At 69.3% G+C, this 17,266-nt stretch carries 15 protein-coding genes; 10 read left to right on the top strand and 5 right to left on the bottom strand.

The window, feature by feature from the left end:
• Positions 1 to 113 precede the first annotated feature (113 nt).
• Positions 114 to 2,234, top strand: a complete 2,121-nt coding sequence (locus tag ASD66_RS09205) for an MMPL family transporter (protein WP_056890770.1) — start codon at positions 114 to 116, stop codon at positions 2,232 to 2,234.
• Here ASD66_RS09205 and ASD66_RS09210 read toward each other — a convergent pair.
• Positions 2,229 to 4,340, bottom strand: coding sequence for a molybdopterin-dependent oxidoreductase (locus ASD66_RS09210; RefSeq protein WP_056890771.1), 2,112 nt, complete (start codon positions 4,338 to 4,340; stop codon positions 2,229 to 2,231). The genes ASD66_RS09205 and ASD66_RS09210 overlap by 6 nt on opposite strands.
• A 174-nt stretch (positions 4,341 to 4,514) precedes the next feature.
• Here ASD66_RS09210 and ASD66_RS09215 point away from each other — a divergent pair, with 174 nt between their 5' ends.
• The 5 genes from ASD66_RS09215 (at position 4,515) to ASD66_RS09235 (ending at position 10,779) form a co-directional block, all read left to right on the top strand.
• Complete coding sequence (locus ASD66_RS09215) at positions 4,515 to 5,120, top strand: hypothetical protein (protein ID WP_156388618.1); 606 nt, start codon at positions 4,515 to 4,517, stop codon at positions 5,118 to 5,120.
• 32 nt (positions 5,121 to 5,152) lie between these two features.
• Positions 5,153 to 6,352 carry a sulfite oxidase gene (locus ASD66_RS09220; RefSeq protein WP_056890773.1) on the top strand — a complete coding sequence of 400 codons (1,200 nt, stop codon included), beginning with the start codon at positions 5,153 to 5,155 and terminating at the stop codon, positions 6,350 to 6,352.
• 157 nt (positions 6,353 to 6,509) lie between these two features.
• Positions 6,510 to 6,785, top strand: coding sequence for a 30S ribosomal protein S15 (rpsO, locus tag ASD66_RS09225; protein ID WP_056676478.1), 276 nt, complete (start codon positions 6,510 to 6,512; stop codon positions 6,783 to 6,785).
• 344 nt (positions 6,786 to 7,129) lie between these two features.
• Entirely contained in the window at positions 7,130 to 9,385 is a 2,256-nt protein-coding gene (locus tag ASD66_RS09230) for a polyribonucleotide nucleotidyltransferase (protein ID WP_200950050.1), read from the top strand.
• Between the two features lie 2 nt (positions 9,386 to 9,387).
• The gene (locus tag ASD66_RS09235) at positions 9,388 to 10,779 is read left to right on the top strand and encodes a M16 family metallopeptidase (RefSeq protein WP_056890774.1); all 1,392 of its coding nucleotides are present in this window, start codon (positions 9,388 to 9,390) and stop codon (positions 10,777 to 10,779) included.
• Here the strand turns inward: ASD66_RS09235 and ASD66_RS09240 are convergent.
• The 3 genes from ASD66_RS09240 to ASD66_RS09250 all read right to left on the bottom strand — a co-directional run bounded on the left by ASD66_RS09240 (position 10,769) and on the right by ASD66_RS09250 (position 12,486).
• Positions 10,769 to 11,302 (bottom strand): hypothetical protein, encoded by a 534-nt coding sequence (locus ASD66_RS09240; RefSeq protein ID WP_056890775.1) that lies wholly within the window; start codon positions 11,300 to 11,302, stop codon positions 10,769 to 10,771. The genes ASD66_RS09235 and ASD66_RS09240 overlap by 11 nt on opposite strands.
• Positions 11,302 to 11,886, bottom strand: coding sequence for a hypothetical protein (locus ASD66_RS09245; protein ID WP_056890776.1), 585 nt, complete (start codon positions 11,884 to 11,886; stop codon positions 11,302 to 11,304). Before ASD66_RS09245 ends, ASD66_RS09240 begins: the two co-directional genes overlap by 1 nt.
• Positions 11,887 to 11,970: 84 nt before the next feature.
• A complete protein-coding gene (locus tag ASD66_RS09250) occupies positions 11,971 to 12,486 on the bottom strand; it encodes a class I SAM-dependent methyltransferase (RefSeq protein ID WP_056676488.1) in 516 nt (171 codons plus the stop codon).
• Positions 12,487 to 12,566: 80 nt separating this feature from the next.
• On the opposite strand from ASD66_RS09250, the gene dapB reads away from it, so the two are divergent.
• Complete coding sequence (gene dapB, locus ASD66_RS09255; protein ID WP_056676491.1) at positions 12,567 to 13,325, top strand: 4-hydroxy-tetrahydrodipicolinate reductase; 759 nt, start codon at positions 12,567 to 12,569, stop codon at positions 13,323 to 13,325.
• Positions 13,326 to 13,578: 253 nt separating this feature from the next.
• Complete coding sequence (locus ASD66_RS09260) at positions 13,579 to 15,171, top strand: M4 family metallopeptidase (RefSeq protein ID WP_235530022.1); 1,593 nt, start codon at positions 13,579 to 13,581, stop codon at positions 15,169 to 15,171.
• A gap of 104 nt (positions 15,172 to 15,275) precedes the next feature.
• Here ASD66_RS09260 and ASD66_RS09265 read toward each other — a convergent pair whose 3' ends face one another.
• Positions 15,276 to 15,821: a GNAT family N-acetyltransferase gene (locus ASD66_RS09265; RefSeq protein ID WP_056676496.1), complete on the bottom strand. Its 546-nt coding sequence runs from the start codon at positions 15,819 to 15,821 to the stop codon at positions 15,276 to 15,278.
• Between the two features lie 106 nt (positions 15,822 to 15,927).
• On the opposite strand from ASD66_RS09265, the gene paaA reads away from it, so the two are divergent.
• On the top strand, positions 15,928 to 16,929 hold the full coding sequence (paaA, locus tag ASD66_RS09270) for a 1,2-phenylacetyl-CoA epoxidase subunit PaaA (protein WP_235530023.1): 1,002 nt from the start codon (positions 15,928 to 15,930) through the stop codon (positions 16,927 to 16,929).
• A complete protein-coding gene (paaB, locus tag ASD66_RS09275; protein WP_056676499.1) occupies positions 16,926 to 17,207 on the top strand; it encodes a 1,2-phenylacetyl-CoA epoxidase subunit PaaB in 282 nt (93 codons plus the stop codon). The genes paaA and paaB overlap by 4 nt, the downstream gene beginning before the upstream one ends.
• Positions 17,208 to 17,266: the final 59 nt, after the last annotated feature.

Raw genomic sequence — 17,266 nt, forward strand, 5'->3', positions numbered from 1 at the left:
ACCTCCGTCACGCCCTTGCTCACAGCTCCTGAGGTACCCCCGATTGGGGATAAGGGATCACCTAGGGGCTTTTCCTGATGCGCACCACCACCCACCGCTGGGAGTCTCGAGACATGCACCGTCAGATTGCCGGAAAGCTCACCGGCCGAGTAACCAAATGGATCGTCGTCGCCTTCTGGCTCGGCCTGATGGTCGTGGCCGCCGGGTTCGCCCAGAAGCTGACCGACGTACAGAACAACGAAGCGGCCTCCTGGTTGCCCGGGGACGCCGAGTCCACACTCGCCCTGGAGAAGCTGGACAAGTTCCAGAACCCCGACGAGATCCCGACCATCGTGGTCTACCAACGAGACGGCGGCCTGACGTCGGCCGACAAGGCCGCCATCGCCGAGCAGGCCGTCGAGCTGGGCAAGCTGAAGGGCGTCACCAAGCCGGTGGCCGACCCCTTCACCCTGCCCACCGGCGTGTCGAAGGACGGTGAGGTGGCGCAGACGCTGGTCACCTTCGACTTCGGCAAGAATGGGTGGAACGAGATGCCCGGCGCGGTCGACAAGATCCGCGACATCGCACCCGAGGGCGACGGACTCCAGGTCCACGTCGCGGGTGGGGGCGGGCAGGCCGCCGACTCCGCCGAGGCGTTCGAGGGGCTCGACTCCAACCTGCTCTTCGCGGCTGGTGGAGTGGTCATCATCATCCTGCTGCTCACCTACCGCAGCCCGGTTCTCTGGCTGCTGCCAGTCCTCTCCGCGGTCGTGGCGCTGTTCGTCGCGCAGGCGGTGATCTACTTCGCCGCCGAGTACGGCGACCTCACCGTCAACGGGCAGAGCCAGGGCATCCTGACCGTGCTCGTCTTCGGCGCCGGCACCGACTACGCGTTGTTGCTGGTCGCGAGATACCGGGAAGAGCTCCGTCGACACGAGGACCGGCACGAGGCGATGGCCTTCGCCCTGCACCGTGCCGCACCGGCGATCGTGGCCAGCGCCGCGACCGTGATCCTGGGCATGCTGTGCCTGCTCTTCGCCGACATGAACTCCACCGCCGGACTCGGCCCGGTGGCCGCGATCGGCATCGGCGTCGCCCTGCTCGTGATGATCACCCTGCTGCCGGCACTGCTGGTGGTCACCGGCCGGTGGATCTTCTGGCCCAAGCGCCCGGTCTTCGACACTGCCGAGCCGACCTCGACGGGCTTCTGGGCCCGCCTGGGCACCCGGATCTCGGTGTCGCCGCGCAAGGTCTGGATCGGTACGTCGGTCCTGCTGGCGATCGCCTGCCTCGGTCTGTTCAAGCTCGACGCCAACGGGCTGACCAACGAGGAGCAGTACACCAAGGAGTTCGACTCGATCGTCGGGCAGAAGGTGCTCAACGCCCACGACATGGCCGACACCTCGTCGCCGTTGATGGTCGCCACGAACACTGCGGAGGCACCGGCCGTGGAGGAGGCGCTCAAGGGTGTCGACGGTCTCGGACCGACATTCGTCTTGCCCGACGCCGACGGCACGACACTGGTGAGCGCGCCGCTGACCACCGACGCGACGTCCCAGGACTCCTTCGCGACGGTCGAGAGGGCGCGTGACGCGGTGGGCACGGTCGACGGCGCCGACGCCCTCGTGGGCGGCACCAGCGCGATCCTGCTCGACATGGACCACGCCAACAACCACGACAACCAGGTGATCATCCCGCTCGTGCTGCTCGTGGTGATGGTGATCCTGATGGTCCTGCTGAGGGCGTTGCTGGCACCGCTGCTGCTGATGCTGACCGTGGTCCTGTCGTTCGGGGCCGCACTGGGCCTGAGCGCGCTGCTGTTCCACTACGTGTTCGGGTTCGCCGGGGCCGACGCCTCCCTGCCACTGTTCGTCTTCGTCTTCCTGGTGGCCCTGGGCATCGACTACAACATCTTCCTGATGACCCGGGTCCGCGAGGAGACCGCGACGTTGGGCACCCGCAAGGGAGCACTGGTGGCCCTGGCCGCGACGGGTGGCGTCATCACCTCGGCGGGGCTGGTGCTGGCCGCGACCTTCCTCGTCCTCGGCACCATGCCGCTGGTCGCGTTCGCCGAGATCGGTGTGGCGGTCGCGTTGGGCGTCATGCTCGACACGATGGTCGTGCGCTCGGTGCTGGTCACCGCGCTCAACCTCGACCTGGGCAACAAGATCTGGTGGCCGAGCCGGCTGGATCGCGACCCGGCCGGTGCGTCGGCCTCGCCCGACGAGCCGGAGCTGGTCAGCGCGAAGTCATGATCGTGACGCCGAGACGGTCACGGGGACGCCGCTCAGTGCGGCGTTTCCGCTGACGTCGAGGCGCTCGGGGTCCGTGAGGTCGTTGATGGAGACACCGACGACCTCACGGGCCCGTTCCATCAAGACGCCTTCACGCTGGTGGCCGTAGCCGTGGGGGAGTGAGACCACGCCGGGCATCACGTCGTCGGTGGCACTCACCTCCACCTGCACCTCGCCGACCCGCGAACGCACCGTGACCGTCGCACCGTCGGCGATGCCGCGCTCGGCCAGGTCGGCGCCGTTCATCAGCAGCTGGTGGCGGGGCCGGCCCTTGGTGAGCCGCTCGGAGTTGTGCATCCATGAGTTGCAGTCCTGCTTGTGGCGACGGCCGATCAGCAGGAGCTCGCCGGTCGCGGGGAGCGGCTCCTCCAGCAACCGGGGCAGCTCATCGAGGACCAGCGGCACCGCGGCATCGATGCGACCGTCGTCGGTCTGCAGGCGGTCGGGCAGCTGGTCTGGTTGCAGCGGCCCGAGGTCGACGCCGGACGGGTTCTTGCGCAGGTCGGTGATCGTGACGCCGGACCTGCCGGTGCGCAGCAGCATGCCGATCAGGAACGTCGGACTCATGGTCAGGCGGGCGCGTTCCTTGAGCCGCCTGGCCAGGGGCTTGCGCTGGTGCAGCCGTGACGCCGTACGCAGCGCGATCTCGCGGTAGATCTCCCAGTCGTGGCGCTGGTCGCGGGCCTTGTCGAAGACAGCCGGGGTGAAGCGGGCCGTGTTGCGTACGGCGAGCAGGTGGAAGACGAGGTCGTAGTGGTCGCGCTCGAGAGCGGTGGTCGGCGGCAGGATCACGTCGGCGTGCCGGGTGGTCTCGTTGACGTAGATGTCGACCGCGGCCAAGAAGTCAAGGCCGGTGACGGCCCGCTCGAGTCGGGCACCGTCGGGCGTGGAGAGCACCGGGTTGCCCGCCAGGGTGAGCAGCGCGCGGACCTGTCCGTCGCCCGGGGTCTCGATCTCCTCGGCCAGCACGGAGACCGGCAGCTCGCCGCCGAACTCCGGCAGGTCCCGCACCCGCGAGCGCCACACGTCGTGGTGGCCGCGGCCGATCAACCCCGTGCCGACGGCGTCGATGGCCGGGTTGGTGAACATCGCGCCGCCGACCCGGTCGAGGTTGCCGGTGACCAGGTTGAGCAGCTGCACCGCCCACTGGCACACGCTGCCGAACCTGGTCGTGGAGACCCCGATCCGGCCGTACGCCGCAGCACCGTCGGCGGCCGCGAAGTCGCGGGCCAGTCGCCGGATCTCGTCGGCGGGCAGTCCGCTGGCCCGTTCGGCGAGCTCGGGGGTGAACGCGGTGATCGCCGAGGTCACCTCCGGCAGCCCGTCGACGTACGCCGGGGGAGTGGCGAGCCCCTCGGCGAGCACGGTGCGCAGCATCGCCAGCAGGATCCAGGCGTCGGTGTCGGGGCGCACGAAGTGGTGCTCGTCGGCGACCCGGGCGGTCTCGGTGCGCCGGGGGTCGAGCACGACCATGCGCCCGCCGCGGTCGTGCAGGGCGCGCAACCGGGCGGGGAAGTCCGGCACGGTCATCAAGGAACCGTTCGAGGCCATCGGGTTGGCGCCGAAGACCAGGAAGTACGACGTCCGGTCGATGTCGGGGATCGGCAGCAGCAGCTGGTGGCCGTAGAGCAGGTGGGCCAGCAGCTGGTGGGGGAGCTGGTCGACGGAGGTGGCGCTGAACTTGTTGCGGGTGCGGAACGTCTTCACCATCGCGGTGCCGTGGGTCATCGAGCCGAGGCTGTGCACGTTGGGATTGCCCAGGTAGATGCCGAGCGCGTCGCGACCGTGGTCGTTGATCGCCTTCGCCAGTCCGTCGGCGACCAGGTCGAAGGCCTCGTCCCAGCCGATCTCCTCCCAGGTGTCGCCGACCCGGCGTACCGGTCGGCGGAGGCGGTCGGGGTCGGCGTGGATGTCGCCGATGGCCACCCCCTTGGGGCAGATGTGGCCGCGGGACAGGGGATCGTCCTTGTTCCCGCGCACGGCGGTGACCCGGTCGCCCTCCACCGTCAGCTCGAGCCCGCAGATCGCCTCACAGAGGTTGCACACGCCGATGCGCTTCTCGCTCATCCTGCGATCGTGCCACGTTCGCGCCGAGGGGAGGAGCGCCAGCGAGGGTGCTGGAGGTTTCCGTGGGTTCCCTTCGGGGGATGGTGGCCCGGGACGACGTACCCCACCCACAGGAAGATCGGTCCCATGCAGGAGCGCGCACCAAGTTCGGTTGTCCCGGCGATCTTCGGCACAGTGTTCGCACTGGTGGCGGTCATCGCGGGCACGATCGTCACCGAGCTGGTCGATCGTCAGTCGGTCCGGTTCGGAGCCGAACATGAGGACCCGTTCCTCGTCTGGGTCCTGCAGGGGCTGGCGCCGCTGGGGCAGACCGGCCTGATCAATGACGGGTTGCCCTACCTCGAGTCGGGGATGGTGGGCTTCGTGCTCGGACTCGCCGTGTTCGCGGCGGTCACGTTCGTGGTGACCTGGCTTGGCGTGAAGGGTGCCCGATCCGCCTTCGCGGCGATGCTCACCTCGTGGTTCGCGGTCGTGCTCGGTGCGGGCACCGGCGGCCTGGTCAGCTCCCTGTTCGTCGCCGCGCGGTTGAAGGACGACGACGGCGCGGTCGTCTTCACCCATGCGTTGGTGCGTGGGTCGCTGGTCGACGGCTACTACTGGGGCGTGTTCTTCGGTTTCTTCGTCGGCCTTGCGGTGCTCCTCATCTGGGTCACCGGCAGGCCGCGGGCGACGCCGTACGGCGCTCCCGGCCAGGCGACGCCCTACGCCCCGGCCGCGCACGCGACGCCGAGCGGCCAGCCGGTCGTCCAGCCGTCGACCCATGACTCCGGAACAGCATAACTGCAGTAAGTCAGTAGTGTTAATGTCTGAGCATGGATGCCCGGACCTCACGTCGTACCTTTCTGAGCAGTGCCGCAGCGGTGGGTGCGGTGATGGCTGCTCCCGGCCTGGCGGTGCGCGCGGTGGCCGGAGTGGTCGCGACCGGCCCGATCCTCAAGCCCCTGCCGGCCGACCAGTTCATCGACTTCGGCACGAACGCCGAGATGAGGTGGAGCTCGGTCGGTGCGCACGAGTACCTCACCCCCCAGTCGCGCCTGTTCGTGCGCAACCACACGAGGACTCCGTTGATCGACGCGGACGCGTGGCGACTGAGGGTCTTCGGCGACGGACTGGCCTCGCCGAAGGGTGAGGGCGACGCCCTTGCCCTGTCGTACGCCGAGCTGCGCCGGCTCCCGCACACGCGGGTCACCACCACGCACGAGTGCACGGGCAACGGACGCTCGTTCTTCGCGACCCAGCAGGGCCAGGCCCCGTCCGGCACCGCGTGGACCCTGGGCGCCGTGGGGACGGTCCGCTGGGAGGGCGTGCGGCTCGCGCACGTGCTGCGCCGTCTCGGCATCAGGCCCGACGCAGTCTCGATCCAGGCGACCGGCCTTGACGACAACTATGTCTCCGGGGGAGTCGACTACGGCCGGGTACGACGACCGTTCCCGGTCGACAAGGCGCTCGACGACGCGATCCTGGCCTGGGGGATGAACGGACGGGACCTGCTGCCCGACCACGGCTTCCCGGTCCGCCTCGTGCTCCCGGGCTGGGTCGGCATCGCCAGCATCAAGTGGCTCGGCTCCCTCGAGATCTCCACGCGCGAGCTCACCTCGCCGTGGAACACGAAGTGGTACCGCATGACCGGCGGCGACCATCCGGCGGACACGAAGCCGCTCACGGTCAACCCGGTGCGCTCTGCGTGGGAACTGGCCCGGGGCCAGGTCATCGAGCGACGTCGACAGGTGACGCTCCACGGCCGTTCCTGGAGCGGGGCCGGTGCCATCGCACGCGTCGAGGTGAGCACGGACGACGGTGCGTCGTGGCGCGACGCGCGCCTGCTGCGTCCCGAGCGCCCCGGCGGCTGGACGCAGTGGCGGTTCGACTGGGAGCGCCCCGCCCTGGGAGGCCACGTCCTGATGACCCGGGCCACCGACTCCGCAGGTCGCACCCAGCCCGAGTCCACGCCGTACAACGACGGCGGGTACTTCTTCGACGCGGTCGTCAGGCACCCCGTCCGGGTCGCCTGATCTCGATTCGGAGAAGCCTTCGGCCCGCTGTTAGTCTTGACCGGTTGCCCGTAGGGCGACATCGCCGTCAGAACGGCCGCGGAACCATAGTGCCCGGGTGAACAGGCCCCGGCGCGCCGCGCAACGAATGCCCGTCAGGGCCGGAAGGAGTCCTCGAATGTCGATTGGTACCGACGCGGAGACCAAGAAGAAGATCATCGCCGAGTACGGCAAGTCCGAGGGCGACACCGGTTCGCCGGAGGTTCAGATCGCGCTGCTCAGCCACCGCATCTCGCACCTGACCGAGCACCTCAAGACGCACAAGCACGACCACCACAGCCGTCGTGGCCTGCTTCTGCTGGTCGGCCAGCGCCGCCGCCTTCTCAACTACCTGCAGAAGACGGAGATCGACCGTTACCGGTCGATCGTCGAGCGCCTCGGCCTCCGCCGCTGATCCCGCGAGCGGTCACCCCACCCGGGGTGGCCGCTCGTAGGCGTATTTGCCCGCATCGACCGTTGGGGTCATGCTGGTTGCAGCACAACTCAATACGTTGAACCACATCACCAGGAGCGACCCGCACCACGTCCGGCCCGGTCCTCGGTAGTGGCCTTCAGGATCTCGACCCGCTCGATCACCGAGCGAGAGATCTGCGGGCCTCGATCGAAGACCGGCCCCGTCTCACTCGAGACAGGCGGGAAGCACTTCGATGCCCCGCCAACGCGAGTGCCCCCGGGCTCAGCAGAGGCGGACGCGCGGATCGCTCCGCGAACAGAATAGGGATTGAACCCTTGTCAGAAATCAACGCGGACGGACCCGTCATCTCCGCAGTCGAAACCGTTATCGACAACGGCAAGTTCGGCACCCGCACCGTCAAGTTCGAGACCGGGCTGCTGGCCCGTCAGGCCGCCGGTTCGGTGACCGCCTACCTCGACGACGACACGATGCTGCTCTCGGCCACCACGGCCGGCAAGCACCCCAAGGACCACTTCGACTTCTTCCCCTTGACGATCGACGTCGAGGAGCGGATGTACGCCGCGGGCCAGATCCCCGGCTCGTTCTTCCGTAGCGAAGGCCGCCCGGGCGAGGACGCGATCCTCACCTGCCGCCTGATTGACCGGCCGCTGCGCCCGACCTTCAAGAAGGGCCTGCGCAACGAGGTCCAGGTCGTCATCACCGTGATGGCCCTGAACCCCGACGCTCCCTACGACGTGCTGGCGATCAACGCCGCGTCGCTCTCCACCCAGCTCTCCGGCCTGCCGTTCTCCGGCCCGGTCGGCGGTGTCCGCGTGGCCCTCATCGAGGGTCAGTGGGTTGCCTTCCCGTCGCACAGCCAGCTCGAGACCGCGGTCTTCGACATGGTCGTCGCCGGTCGGGTCACCGACTCCGGTGACGTCGCGATCATGATGGTCGAGGCCGAGGCCACCGAGGGCGCATGGGTGCTCATCCAGGGCGGCGTCCAGGCGCCGACCGAAGAGGTCGTGGCCCAGGGCCTCGACGCGGCGAAGCCGTTCATCAAGCAGCTCTGCGCCGCCCAGGCCGAGCTCGCCAAGGAAGCCGCCAAGCCGGTCCAGGAGTTCCCGATCTTCCTCGACTACGAGGACGACGCCTACACGGCCGTCGAGGCCGCTGTGCGCGCCGAGACCGCTGAGGCGCTGACCATCGCGGGCAAGCAGGAGCGCGAGGAGAAGCTCGACGGGATCAAGGCGTCGCTGCTCGAGAAGCTCGCCGAGAGCTTCGAGGGCCGTGAGAAGGAGATCGGCGCAGCGTTCCGCTCGCTGAACAAGCAGCTCGTCCGTGAGCGCGTCCTGCGCGACAAGGTGCGCATCGACGGTCGCGGCCTGGCCGACATCCGTCCGCTGCACGCCGAGGTCGGCGTGATCCCGCGGGTCCACGGTTCGGCGCTGTTCGAGCGCGGCGAGACCCAGATCCTGGGTGTCTCCACGCTGAACATGCTGACCCTCGAGCAGAAGCTCGACACGCTCTCCCCGGAGAAGTCGCGTCGCTACATGCACAAGTACGTCTTCCCGCCGTTCTCCACCGGTGAGACGGGCCGCGTCGGTTCGCCGAAGCGTCGCGAGGTCGGTCACGGTGCGCTCGCGCGCCGCGCCATCCTCCCCGTGCTGCCGACCCGCGAGGAGTTCCCCTACGCGATCCGGCAGCTCTCCGAGGCCATGGGCTCCAACGGCTCCACCTCGATGGGCTCGGTCTGCGCCTCGACGCTGTCGCTGCTGCAGGCAGGTGTCCCGCTCCGGGCCGCCGTCGCCGGTATCGCCATGGGCCTCATCTCCGACGAGGTCGACGGCGAGACGCGCTACGTCGCGCTGACCGACATCCTCGGTGCCGAGGACGCCTTCGGCGACATGGACTTCAAGGTCGCCGGCACCAAGGAGTTCGTGACCGCACTCCAGCTCGACACCAAGCTCGACGGCATCCCCGCCGAGGTCCTGGCCGGTGCGCTGACCCAGGCCCGTGAAGCCCGCCTCGCGATCCTCGAGGTGATGGCCGAGGCCATCGACGCCCCCGACGAGATGTCGGTGCACGCGCCGCGCATCATCAGCGTGCGCGTCCCCGTCGACAAGATCGGCGAGGTCATCGGCCCGAAGGGCAAGGTCATCAACCAGATCCAGGACGACACGGGCGCGAACCTGTCGATCGAGGACGACGGCACGGTCTACATCGGTGCGACCAACGGTGAAGCGGCCGAGGCCGCCCGCGCCATGGTCAACGCGATCGCCAACCCGACCATGCCCGAGGTCGGCGAGCGCTACCTCGGCACCGTCGTCAAGACGACCAACTTCGGTGCGTTCGTCTCGCTGCTCCCGGGCAAGGACGGCCTGCTGCACATCAGCAAGCTCCGTTCGCTGGCCGGTGGCAAGCGCGTCGACGCCGTCGAGGACGTCGTCTCCGTGGGCCAGAAGGTCCAGGTCCAGATCGCCGAGATCGACGACCGCGGCAAGCTCTCGCTGATCCCCGTCGTCGAGGAGGGCGCCTCCGACGAGGCCACCTCGTCCGACGAGGATGCCGCTCCGGCCGAGGACGGCAGCGAAGGCTGAGTGTGACCAGCAGCAACAACCGGGCGACCGGCCAGCAGGGTTCTGCTGGCCGGTCGTCCGTTCCCCAGAAGGTGGGCTCCACCCGCACCCTGCTGACCGTCAAGGACGACGACGGCCAGGTGGTCTCCCGCGTGCGCCGAACCGTCCTGCCCGGCGGCTTGCGCGTGGTGACCGAGCAGATGGCCGGTGTCCGCTCGGCCTGCATCGGCGTCTGGGTCGGCGTCGGCTCGCGCGACGAGACGCCCACCCTCCACGGCGCCTCGCACTTCCTCGAGCACCTGCTCTTCAAGGGCACCCGCGAGCGTTCCGCGATGGACATCTCCGTGGCGCTCGACGCGGTCGGCGGCGAGTTCAACGCGTTCACCGCCAAGGAGTACACCTGCTTCCACGCCCGGGTGCTCGACCACGACCTGCCCCTGGCAGTCGACGTGATCGGCGACATGATCACCAACTCCACGCTGACCTCCGACGACGTCGAGGCCGAGCGCGACGTGATCCTCGACGAGATCGCGATGCACGACGACGACCCCGATGACGTCGTCCACAACCTCTTCGCGGCCCAGGCGTACGGCGACACCCGACTCGGCCGGCCCATTGCCGGCACCGAGGCGTCGATCGACGCGTTGACCCGCACCCAGATCAGCCGCTTCTACAAGAACCACTACCGCGCCGGCAACATGGTGGTGGCCGTCGCGGGCAACCTCGACCACGCCACGGTCGTGCGCCAGGTGCGCACCGCCTTCGGCCGCAACGGCTTCCTGGCCGGGAACGACGTGCCGCGGGCTCCGCTGATCAGCCCCTCGGCTCGCAAGCTGCGTGCCGGCACGATCAGCGCCCACCGGCCCATCGAGCAGGTCAACGTCGTGCTCGGGGTCAACGGCCTCACTCGCAGCGACGAGCGCCGGTTCGCGCTCGGTGTGCTCAACACCGCCCTCGGCGGCGGCACCTCGTCACGGCTCTTCCAGGAGGTGCGCGAACGACGCGGGCTGGCCTACTCGGTCTTCTCGTTCGCCAGCCACCACGCCGACGCGGGCATGGTCGGTGTCTCGGTCGGGTGCCTGCCCGACAAGCTCGACCAGGTGCTCGACGTGGTGCGTGACGAGCTGCGCAAGGTGGCCGCCCACGGCATCACCGCCGAAGAGCTCGACCGCGGCAAGGGACAGCTCCGTGGCGGGCTGGTGCTCGGGCTCGAGGACTCCGGTTCGCGGATGTCGCGCATCGGCAAGGCCGAGCTCGTGCACGACGAGCTGCTCAGCATCGACGAGGTGCTGGCCCGCATCGACGCCGTCACTCTCGAGGACGTGCGCATCCTGGCGGCCGAGCTCTTCGCCCAGCCCGAGGTGCTGGCCATCGTCGGGCCGGAGACGGCCGAGGAGCCCACCCCTACGTCATGAGGTGGGCGGTTCCGGCGCAGGCGACTGCCCAGAGCACGCTGGTGAAGGTGCCGATGATGAACCGCTCCGCGGCCCCGGGTGTTTCGGTGCGCAGCTCGGGGTAGCGGCCGAGCCCCTTGAGGGCGAGCGTGATCGCGATGCCCTCGGGCCAGCCCGCGACGATCGTGGCGAACACCGCCCCACGCTCGAGGCCGCCGATCCAGGCACCGCCGCGGAGCACCTCGCCGGCCCGCCGCATGGACCCCGATTCCCCGGAGTCGCGGCCGTCGATCAACGCGAAGACGCTCGAGGTCACCACGCTGCCACCGGCGATCGCGAGGAGTCCGGCCAGCACGACACCTGCCGCGAGGGGTGCGTCGGGCTCGAGCACGGTCGTGTCGCGCACGGCCAGCACCATCGCGGTGAATCCCAGCCCGGCACAGAGTGCGGCGGTGACGAGGTGCAGGCCCGCGGCGCGCAGTCGCCAGCCCGCGACGGCCAGGAAGGTGCCGACGGCCAGGACGGCAAGGAGGACAGCGGCCATCAGTCCTCCTTCATCTCCTCGAGCAGTTGTCGGACCAGCTGGCGGGCACGGTCTCCCTCGGGCAGTCCGGCCGCCCGCGCCCGCTGGGTCACCGCCGACTGGCTGATGCCGAGCCGCTCACCCACGGCCTGGTGGGTGAGCCCCTCGGCGACCAGGTCAGCGACGGCCCAGCCCCGCTCGCTGCGCCGGCCCAGCAGGGCCGCCCACAGCCAGAGGACGCCTTCCAGTTGACCGGCACGGTAGTCGTCGGCACCGACAGCGCAGATCCGGCCGGGGGAGTTCTTGGCCCGGGTCACCGCGGTGCGGGCATGGAGGTACGCAGGCCCGCGCCCGGCCCGGGCAGTCTCGGGGAGGGGCTGTTCGACGGTGCCGATGCCCACACCGATGTTCCAGTGCCCCACGCGCACAAGCTGTTCGACGACGGTGGCGACCGCGGCGGGGTCGTCGTACACCGCCTGCATCTCATCCCCGGCGGTGCGTTCGAAGGGGAGCAGGCCGCCGGAGTGGGCCACGACGGCGTCCGGCACCAGGTCGTCATGGGTGCGGCTGTCGCGCTGGTCGACGGTGAGCACGAAGACGGTCATCAGCCCTCCTGGAGGTCCTGTCCTGATCACAGGCTACTTCAGGAAAAAACCTTATGCAAAGACATATCAGGATGCTGACTTATGTCAGCGACGTCCGAGCAGGCCGACCACGGCCGGGTTCTTGCTCTCGACGACACCGACCCGGAAGCCCGCCTGGACCAGGGCCGCAGAAGCCTTCTCCAGGGCGGTGGGCAGCTGTTCCGGGCGGGCTGCGTCGTAGAAGAGGGCGAGGGTGCCGCCGGTGGAGAGCCGCTCGTGGAGCAACGCCAGTTCGTCCTGGCAGTCGCGCACCCAGAAGAGGTTGACGTTGAACGCGAAGACCTTGTCCAGGCGCTTCACCGGCACCCGGAGGGTGGCCAGGTCGATGTGTCGTACGGCGAGTCGTCCGGAGGTGATGTAGTTCGCGCAGCGTCGCTTGGTGCGGTCGACACCGGACTCCGAACGGTCTATCGCGAGCAGCTTCCCGGTCTCGAGTCGGCTGCAGATCAGCTCGGCCGCCTGGCCTTGTCCGCACCCGACTTCGAGGACCTGGTCGCCCGGTTGGACATCTATCACGTCCACCGCCCACCGAATTCGCGCGGGGATCGTCTGCAGCACCATGGGGTCAAGCCTGCCACTACCCGTGCCCATTCGTCGCCACCCTCCCCCTGTCGGACATCGCGTCGCGTAGGTTTGCCCCCGTGACAGCGACGAAATTGAGGGTGGGCGTGCTCGGCGCGCGAGGCAAGGTGGGGGCAGAGATCTGCCGGGCGGTCGAGGCTGCCGACGACACCGAACTGGTGGCCGGCATCGACGCCGGTGACGACATCGCGGCCCTGGTCGAGGCCGGGGCGCAGGCCGTCGTCGACTTCACCCACCCCGACGTCGTCATGGACAACCTCGAGTTCTGCATCGACCACGGCATCCATGCCGTCGTCGGCACCACGGGCTTCGACGACCAGCGCCTTGCCCAGCTGGAGACCTGGCTGGCCGCATCGCCCGGCACCGGCGTCCTGATCGCGCCCAACTTCTCGATCGGCGCGATCCTGATGATGCGGTTCGCCGCGGCTGCCGCGCCGTTCTACGAGTCCGTCGAGGTCGTCGAGCTGCACCACCCCGACAAGGCCGACGCGCCCTCGGGCACGGCACGCCGTACGGCGGAACTCATTGCGGCGGCGCGGCGCGAGGCCGGGTCGGCGCCGATGCCCGACGCCACCTCCACCTCGCTCGACGGGGCGCGCGGCGCAGACGTCGACGGTGTCCGCGTGCACGGCCTGCGCATCCGTGGCATGGTCGCGCACCAGGAAGTGATCCTCGGCGGTCCGGGGGAGACCCTGACCATCCGGCACGACTCCATGGACCGGGCCTCGTTCAGTCCCGGCGTGCTGACCGGCCTGCGCGCGATCGCCGGGCGACCCGGACTGACCGTCGGGCTCGAGCACTTCCTCGACCTCGACTGAGCCCTGGACCGGGCCCCCGGGTCGGCGTCCGAAGGAGCTCCGCAAGATCTACCACGCCGCCGTGCAGCAGCAGAAGGCCGGCAAGCAGCCGCTGCGACGAGGCGGCCCGATCTGTGATGGGCCGTCTGCACCTTTCTGTCCGGCGGAAAGTTGCAACAAAATGCAGGCCGTGAGCCCTTTCGGGTTACCTCTCGGTAATGAAAGGGTCTGCGTTGGGGAGGGAGACCCCGAGATGCACGAAAGGCTCACCCACATGCGAATCACCCCAGCATGGGCAGCGCTCGGCCTGGCCACCCTCGCCACCAGTGTTGCTTTCTCAGCCCCGGCCGGCGCTGAGGCGCCCCAGCCCAAGAAGGACGACGCCGTCGCGGCGCTCAACGCCCACCCCGGCGCTGCCCGCGCGGCCGACGGCCAGGCCTTCCAGGTCGGCCGCACCGTCGTCGACGCCGACGGCACGACCCACGTCCGCATGCAGCGGACCTACCACGGGCTGCCCGTGGTCGGTGGCGACCTCGTCGTCCACCAGGCCGCCTCCGGTGACCTGGTCGGCGTGAGCCAGACCCTCCGCACGTCACTCGGGCTCGACGTCACTCCTGTCGTGCCGGCCGCACGCGCCGAAGCGCTGTCGTTGACCAGCAAGGCGAGCCGCACGATCAGCAAGGTCAAGCAGCAGGGGAACGCGACCCTGCTCGTCGACGCGACCCTGGCCAACCCGCGCCTGGCCTGGCGGGTGATGAGCTCCGGTCTGCAGGCCGACGGCACGCCCAGCCGCCTCGCGACGTACGTCGACGCGAAGACCGGCAAGGTGCTCCGCACCGAGCAGGAGATCGTCAACGTCGACGGCCACGGCGACACGCTCTACAGCGGCGACGTGACGATCCCGGTGACCCTGTCGGGGTCGACGTACACCCTCACCGACCCGGTGCACGGCAACTCCAAGACCACCGACATGGGCAACAAGGAGGACTCCGTCCTCTGCACCCTGCTCGGCATCGGCTGCACCAACGGCACCGCGATCAACAGTCCCGACAACACGTTCGGCAACGGCACGAACTCCGACCGGCAGAGCGCCGCCGCCGACGCGGTCTACGGCGCCGCGAAGACGTGGGACTACTTCAAGAACGTCCACGGCCGCAACGGCATCTTCGGCAACGGCACGGGTGCCCCGAGCCGGGTCCACTACGGCAACGGCTACGTGAACGCCTTCTGGGACGGCGAGAAGATGACGTACGGCGACGGCGACGGTGTCGAGTTCGGCCCGCTGGTCGCGCTCGACGTGGCCGGTCACGAGATGTCGCACGGCGTCACCGAGCACACCGCCGGCCTGACCTACTCCGGGGAGTCCGGTGGCCTCAACGAGGCGACGTCCGACATCTTCGGCACGATGGTGGAGTTCTACGCCGCCAACTCGGCCGACCCGGGTGACTACTTCATCGGTGAGCAGTTCGACCTGAAGAACCACGCCGGCTTCCGCCGGATGGACAAGCCGAGCAGTGACGGCGCTTCGCAGGACTGCTGGACCACCGGCACGAAGAACCTCGACGTGCACTACTCCTCGGGCGTGGGCAACCACTTCTTCTACCTGCTCGCCGAGGGTTCGGGCGCGAAGACGATCGGCGGCAAGGCGCACAACTCGCCGACCTGCAACGGGTCCACGATCACCGGCATCGGTCGCGACGCGGCCGCCAAGATCTGGTTCCGTGCGCTCGACGTCTACATGACCTCCGGCACGACGTACGCCCAGGCCCGCACCGCCACCCTGAACGCCGCCAAGGACCTCTACGGCCAGGGCAGCGCGCAGTACAACACCGTGGCCGCAGCCTGGAGCGCCGTCTCGGTCGGCTGAGCACACGCCCGGGCTCACTCCCCGGGCAGAACATGTACTCCCCACGGCGAATCTGACGTGGGGAGTACACGTTTCCCCGGTGCGCCGGGGAAACGTGCAAGGCCCTAGAGGGCGGTGTGCAGGCGGACCTGCTTGACCGTGACGCTGCCGTCGCCGTGCAGGTCGAGCTCGCGGTGCGCAGTGTCCGGCGCCCAACCGGCACTCTCGAAGAATGCGCGGTGCGCGTCGTCGGTGGCGTTGACCCAGCTGACCGCACGCTGGAACCGGTCGGCCCGCAGGGTGTCGGCGCAGGCCTGGATCAGGCGCGAGCCGTGGCCCTTGCCCAGCTCGTCGGGGTCGACCACGAACTCCGCGACCTCACCGTCGGCGATCGGGTCGCAGTCCGGGTCCCCGGCAGGGGAGACGACCGCGAATCCGGTGATCCGGTTGCGTTCGAGCGCGACGAGCACACGGTTGCGGGCATCCTTCGGGCGGCCGAGTGACTCGCGCCAGGCGGCGGCCACCTCGTCGGGCGTGAACGCGTCGAGCACGTCAGCGGGCAGCACCCCGTCGTACGCCGTCCGCCAGCCGCGGACCTGCACCCCGGCGATGCCGGGGGCGTCGTCGGCCCAGGCGACACGGACGGACACGTCTGCGGTGGGGGAGCTCATGGGGTCATCGTGTCAGGAGGGCTCGACCATGCCCCGGCTGGACCCCTGTTACACGCGAACACCAGAAATGCGTGCATTTGTAACACGCGCTGTTACCGTGGGCGACGTGTACGGCAACGACTTCACCACCCCCGAGCAGCAGCCGACCCCGGTCATCGCGGACCGTCCTGACGAGCCGGCCTCCTTCCGCGCGCTCCTCGAGACCGACGGCCGGGTGGAGCCCCGCGACGAGATGCCCGAGGGCTACCGCAAGACTCTGGTCCGCCAGATCGCCCAGCACGCGCACTCCGAGATCATCGGCATGCAGCCCGAGGGCAACTGGATCAGCCGGGCACCCAGCCTGCGCCGCAAGGCGATCCTGATGGCGAAGGTGCAGGACGAAGCCGGACACGGGCTCTACCTCTACGCCGCCGCCGAGACGTTGGGCGTCGACCGGGCCGACCTGCTCGACCAGTTGCACAGTGGGCGGCAGAAGTACTCCTCGATCTTCAACTACCCGACCCTGACCTGGGCAGACGTCGGCGCGATCGGCTGGCTGGTCGACGGGGCGGCCATCGTCAACCAGGTGCCGCTGTGCCGCTGCTCCTACGGCCCCTACGCGCGCGCCATGGTGCGGGTCTGCAAGGAGGAGTCCTTCCACCAGCGCCAGGGCTTCGAGATCCTGCACACCCTCTCCCACGGCAGCGAGGCCCAGAAGGCGATGGCCCAGGATGCCGTCAACCGCACCTGGTGGCCCAGCCTGATGATGTTCGGGCCTCCCGACGACGATTCCCCCAACTCGGCGCAGTCGATGGCGTGGGGCATCAAGCGCTTCTCGAACGACGACCTGCGCCAGCGGTTCATCGACATGACCGTGCCGCAGGCCGAGGCGCTCGGGCTGACCCTTCCCGACGACGCGATCCGCTGGAACGAGGAGCGCGGCCACTACGACTTCACGCCGGTCGACTTCACCGAGCTCTTCGAGGTCATCCGAGGCAACGGCCCGTGCAACGAGCAACGCCTGTCCCACCGGGTCAAGGCCCACGAGGACGGCGCCTGGGTGCGTGAGGCCGCTGCGGCGTACGCCGACAAGCAGGCCGCGCGCCACGCACAGGAGGGGGCGGCATGAGCCAGGAACCCCTCTGGGAAGTCTTCATCAGGTCCCGCCGCGGCATGTCCCACGTGCACGCCGGGTCCCTGCACGCCGCCGATGCCGAGATGGCCCTGCGCAACGCCCGCGACGTCTACACCCGACGCCAGGAAGGCGTGTCCATCTGGGTGGTCCCGGCCTCGGCGATCGAGGCCAGCAGCCCCGACGAGAAGGACGCGTTCTTCGACCCGGCCGGCGACAAGGTCTACCGCCACCCCACGTTCTACGACGTCCCCGAGGGCGTGCAGCACCTATGAGCACCCCAACGAGTTCTTCGACTCCTCCGCTGCGCTCCTCCGCCGAACAACTCGCCGGG

It is taken from the genome of Nocardioides sp. Root151, from assembly GCF_001427925.1.
Taxonomy (GTDB): Bacteria; Actinomycetota; Actinomycetes; order Propionibacteriales; family Nocardioidaceae; genus Nocardioides.

What these genes read in the sequence shown, in the direction of transcription:
- ASD66_RS09205 (WP_056890770.1), top strand. Translation starts at nt 114, where the DNA reads ATGCACCGTCAGATTGCCGGAAAGCTCACCGGCCGAGTAACCAAATGG.
- ASD66_RS09210 (WP_056890771.1), bottom strand. Translation starts at nt 4,340, where the DNA reads ATGAGCGAGAAGCGCATCGGCGTGTGCAACCTCTGTGAGGCGATCTGC.
- ASD66_RS09220 (WP_056890773.1), top strand. Translation starts at nt 5,153, where the DNA reads ATGGATGCCCGGACCTCACGTCGTACCTTTCTGAGCAGTGCCGCAGCG.
- rpsO (WP_056676478.1), top strand. Translation starts at nt 6,510, where the DNA reads ATGTCGATTGGTACCGACGCGGAGACCAAGAAGAAGATCATCGCCGAG.
- ASD66_RS09240 (WP_056890775.1), bottom strand. Translation starts at nt 11,302, where the DNA reads ATGGCCGCTGTCCTCCTTGCCGTCCTGGCCGTCGGCACCTTCCTGGCC.
- ASD66_RS09245 (WP_056890776.1), bottom strand. Translation starts at nt 11,886, where the DNA reads ATGACCGTCTTCGTGCTCACCGTCGACCAGCGCGACAGCCGCACCCAT.
- ASD66_RS09250 (WP_056676488.1), bottom strand. Translation starts at nt 12,486, where the DNA reads ATGGTGCTGCAGACGATCCCCGCGCGAATTCGGTGGGCGGTGGACGTG.
- ASD66_RS09260 (WP_235530022.1), top strand. Translation starts at nt 13,579, where the DNA reads ATGCGAATCACCCCAGCATGGGCAGCGCTCGGCCTGGCCACCCTCGCC.
- ASD66_RS09265 (WP_056676496.1), bottom strand. Translation starts at nt 15,821, where the DNA reads ATGAGCTCCCCCACCGCAGACGTGTCCGTCCGTGTCGCCTGGGCCGAC.
- paaB (WP_056676499.1), top strand. Translation starts at nt 16,926, where the DNA reads ATGAGCCAGGAACCCCTCTGGGAAGTCTTCATCAGGTCCCGCCGCGGC.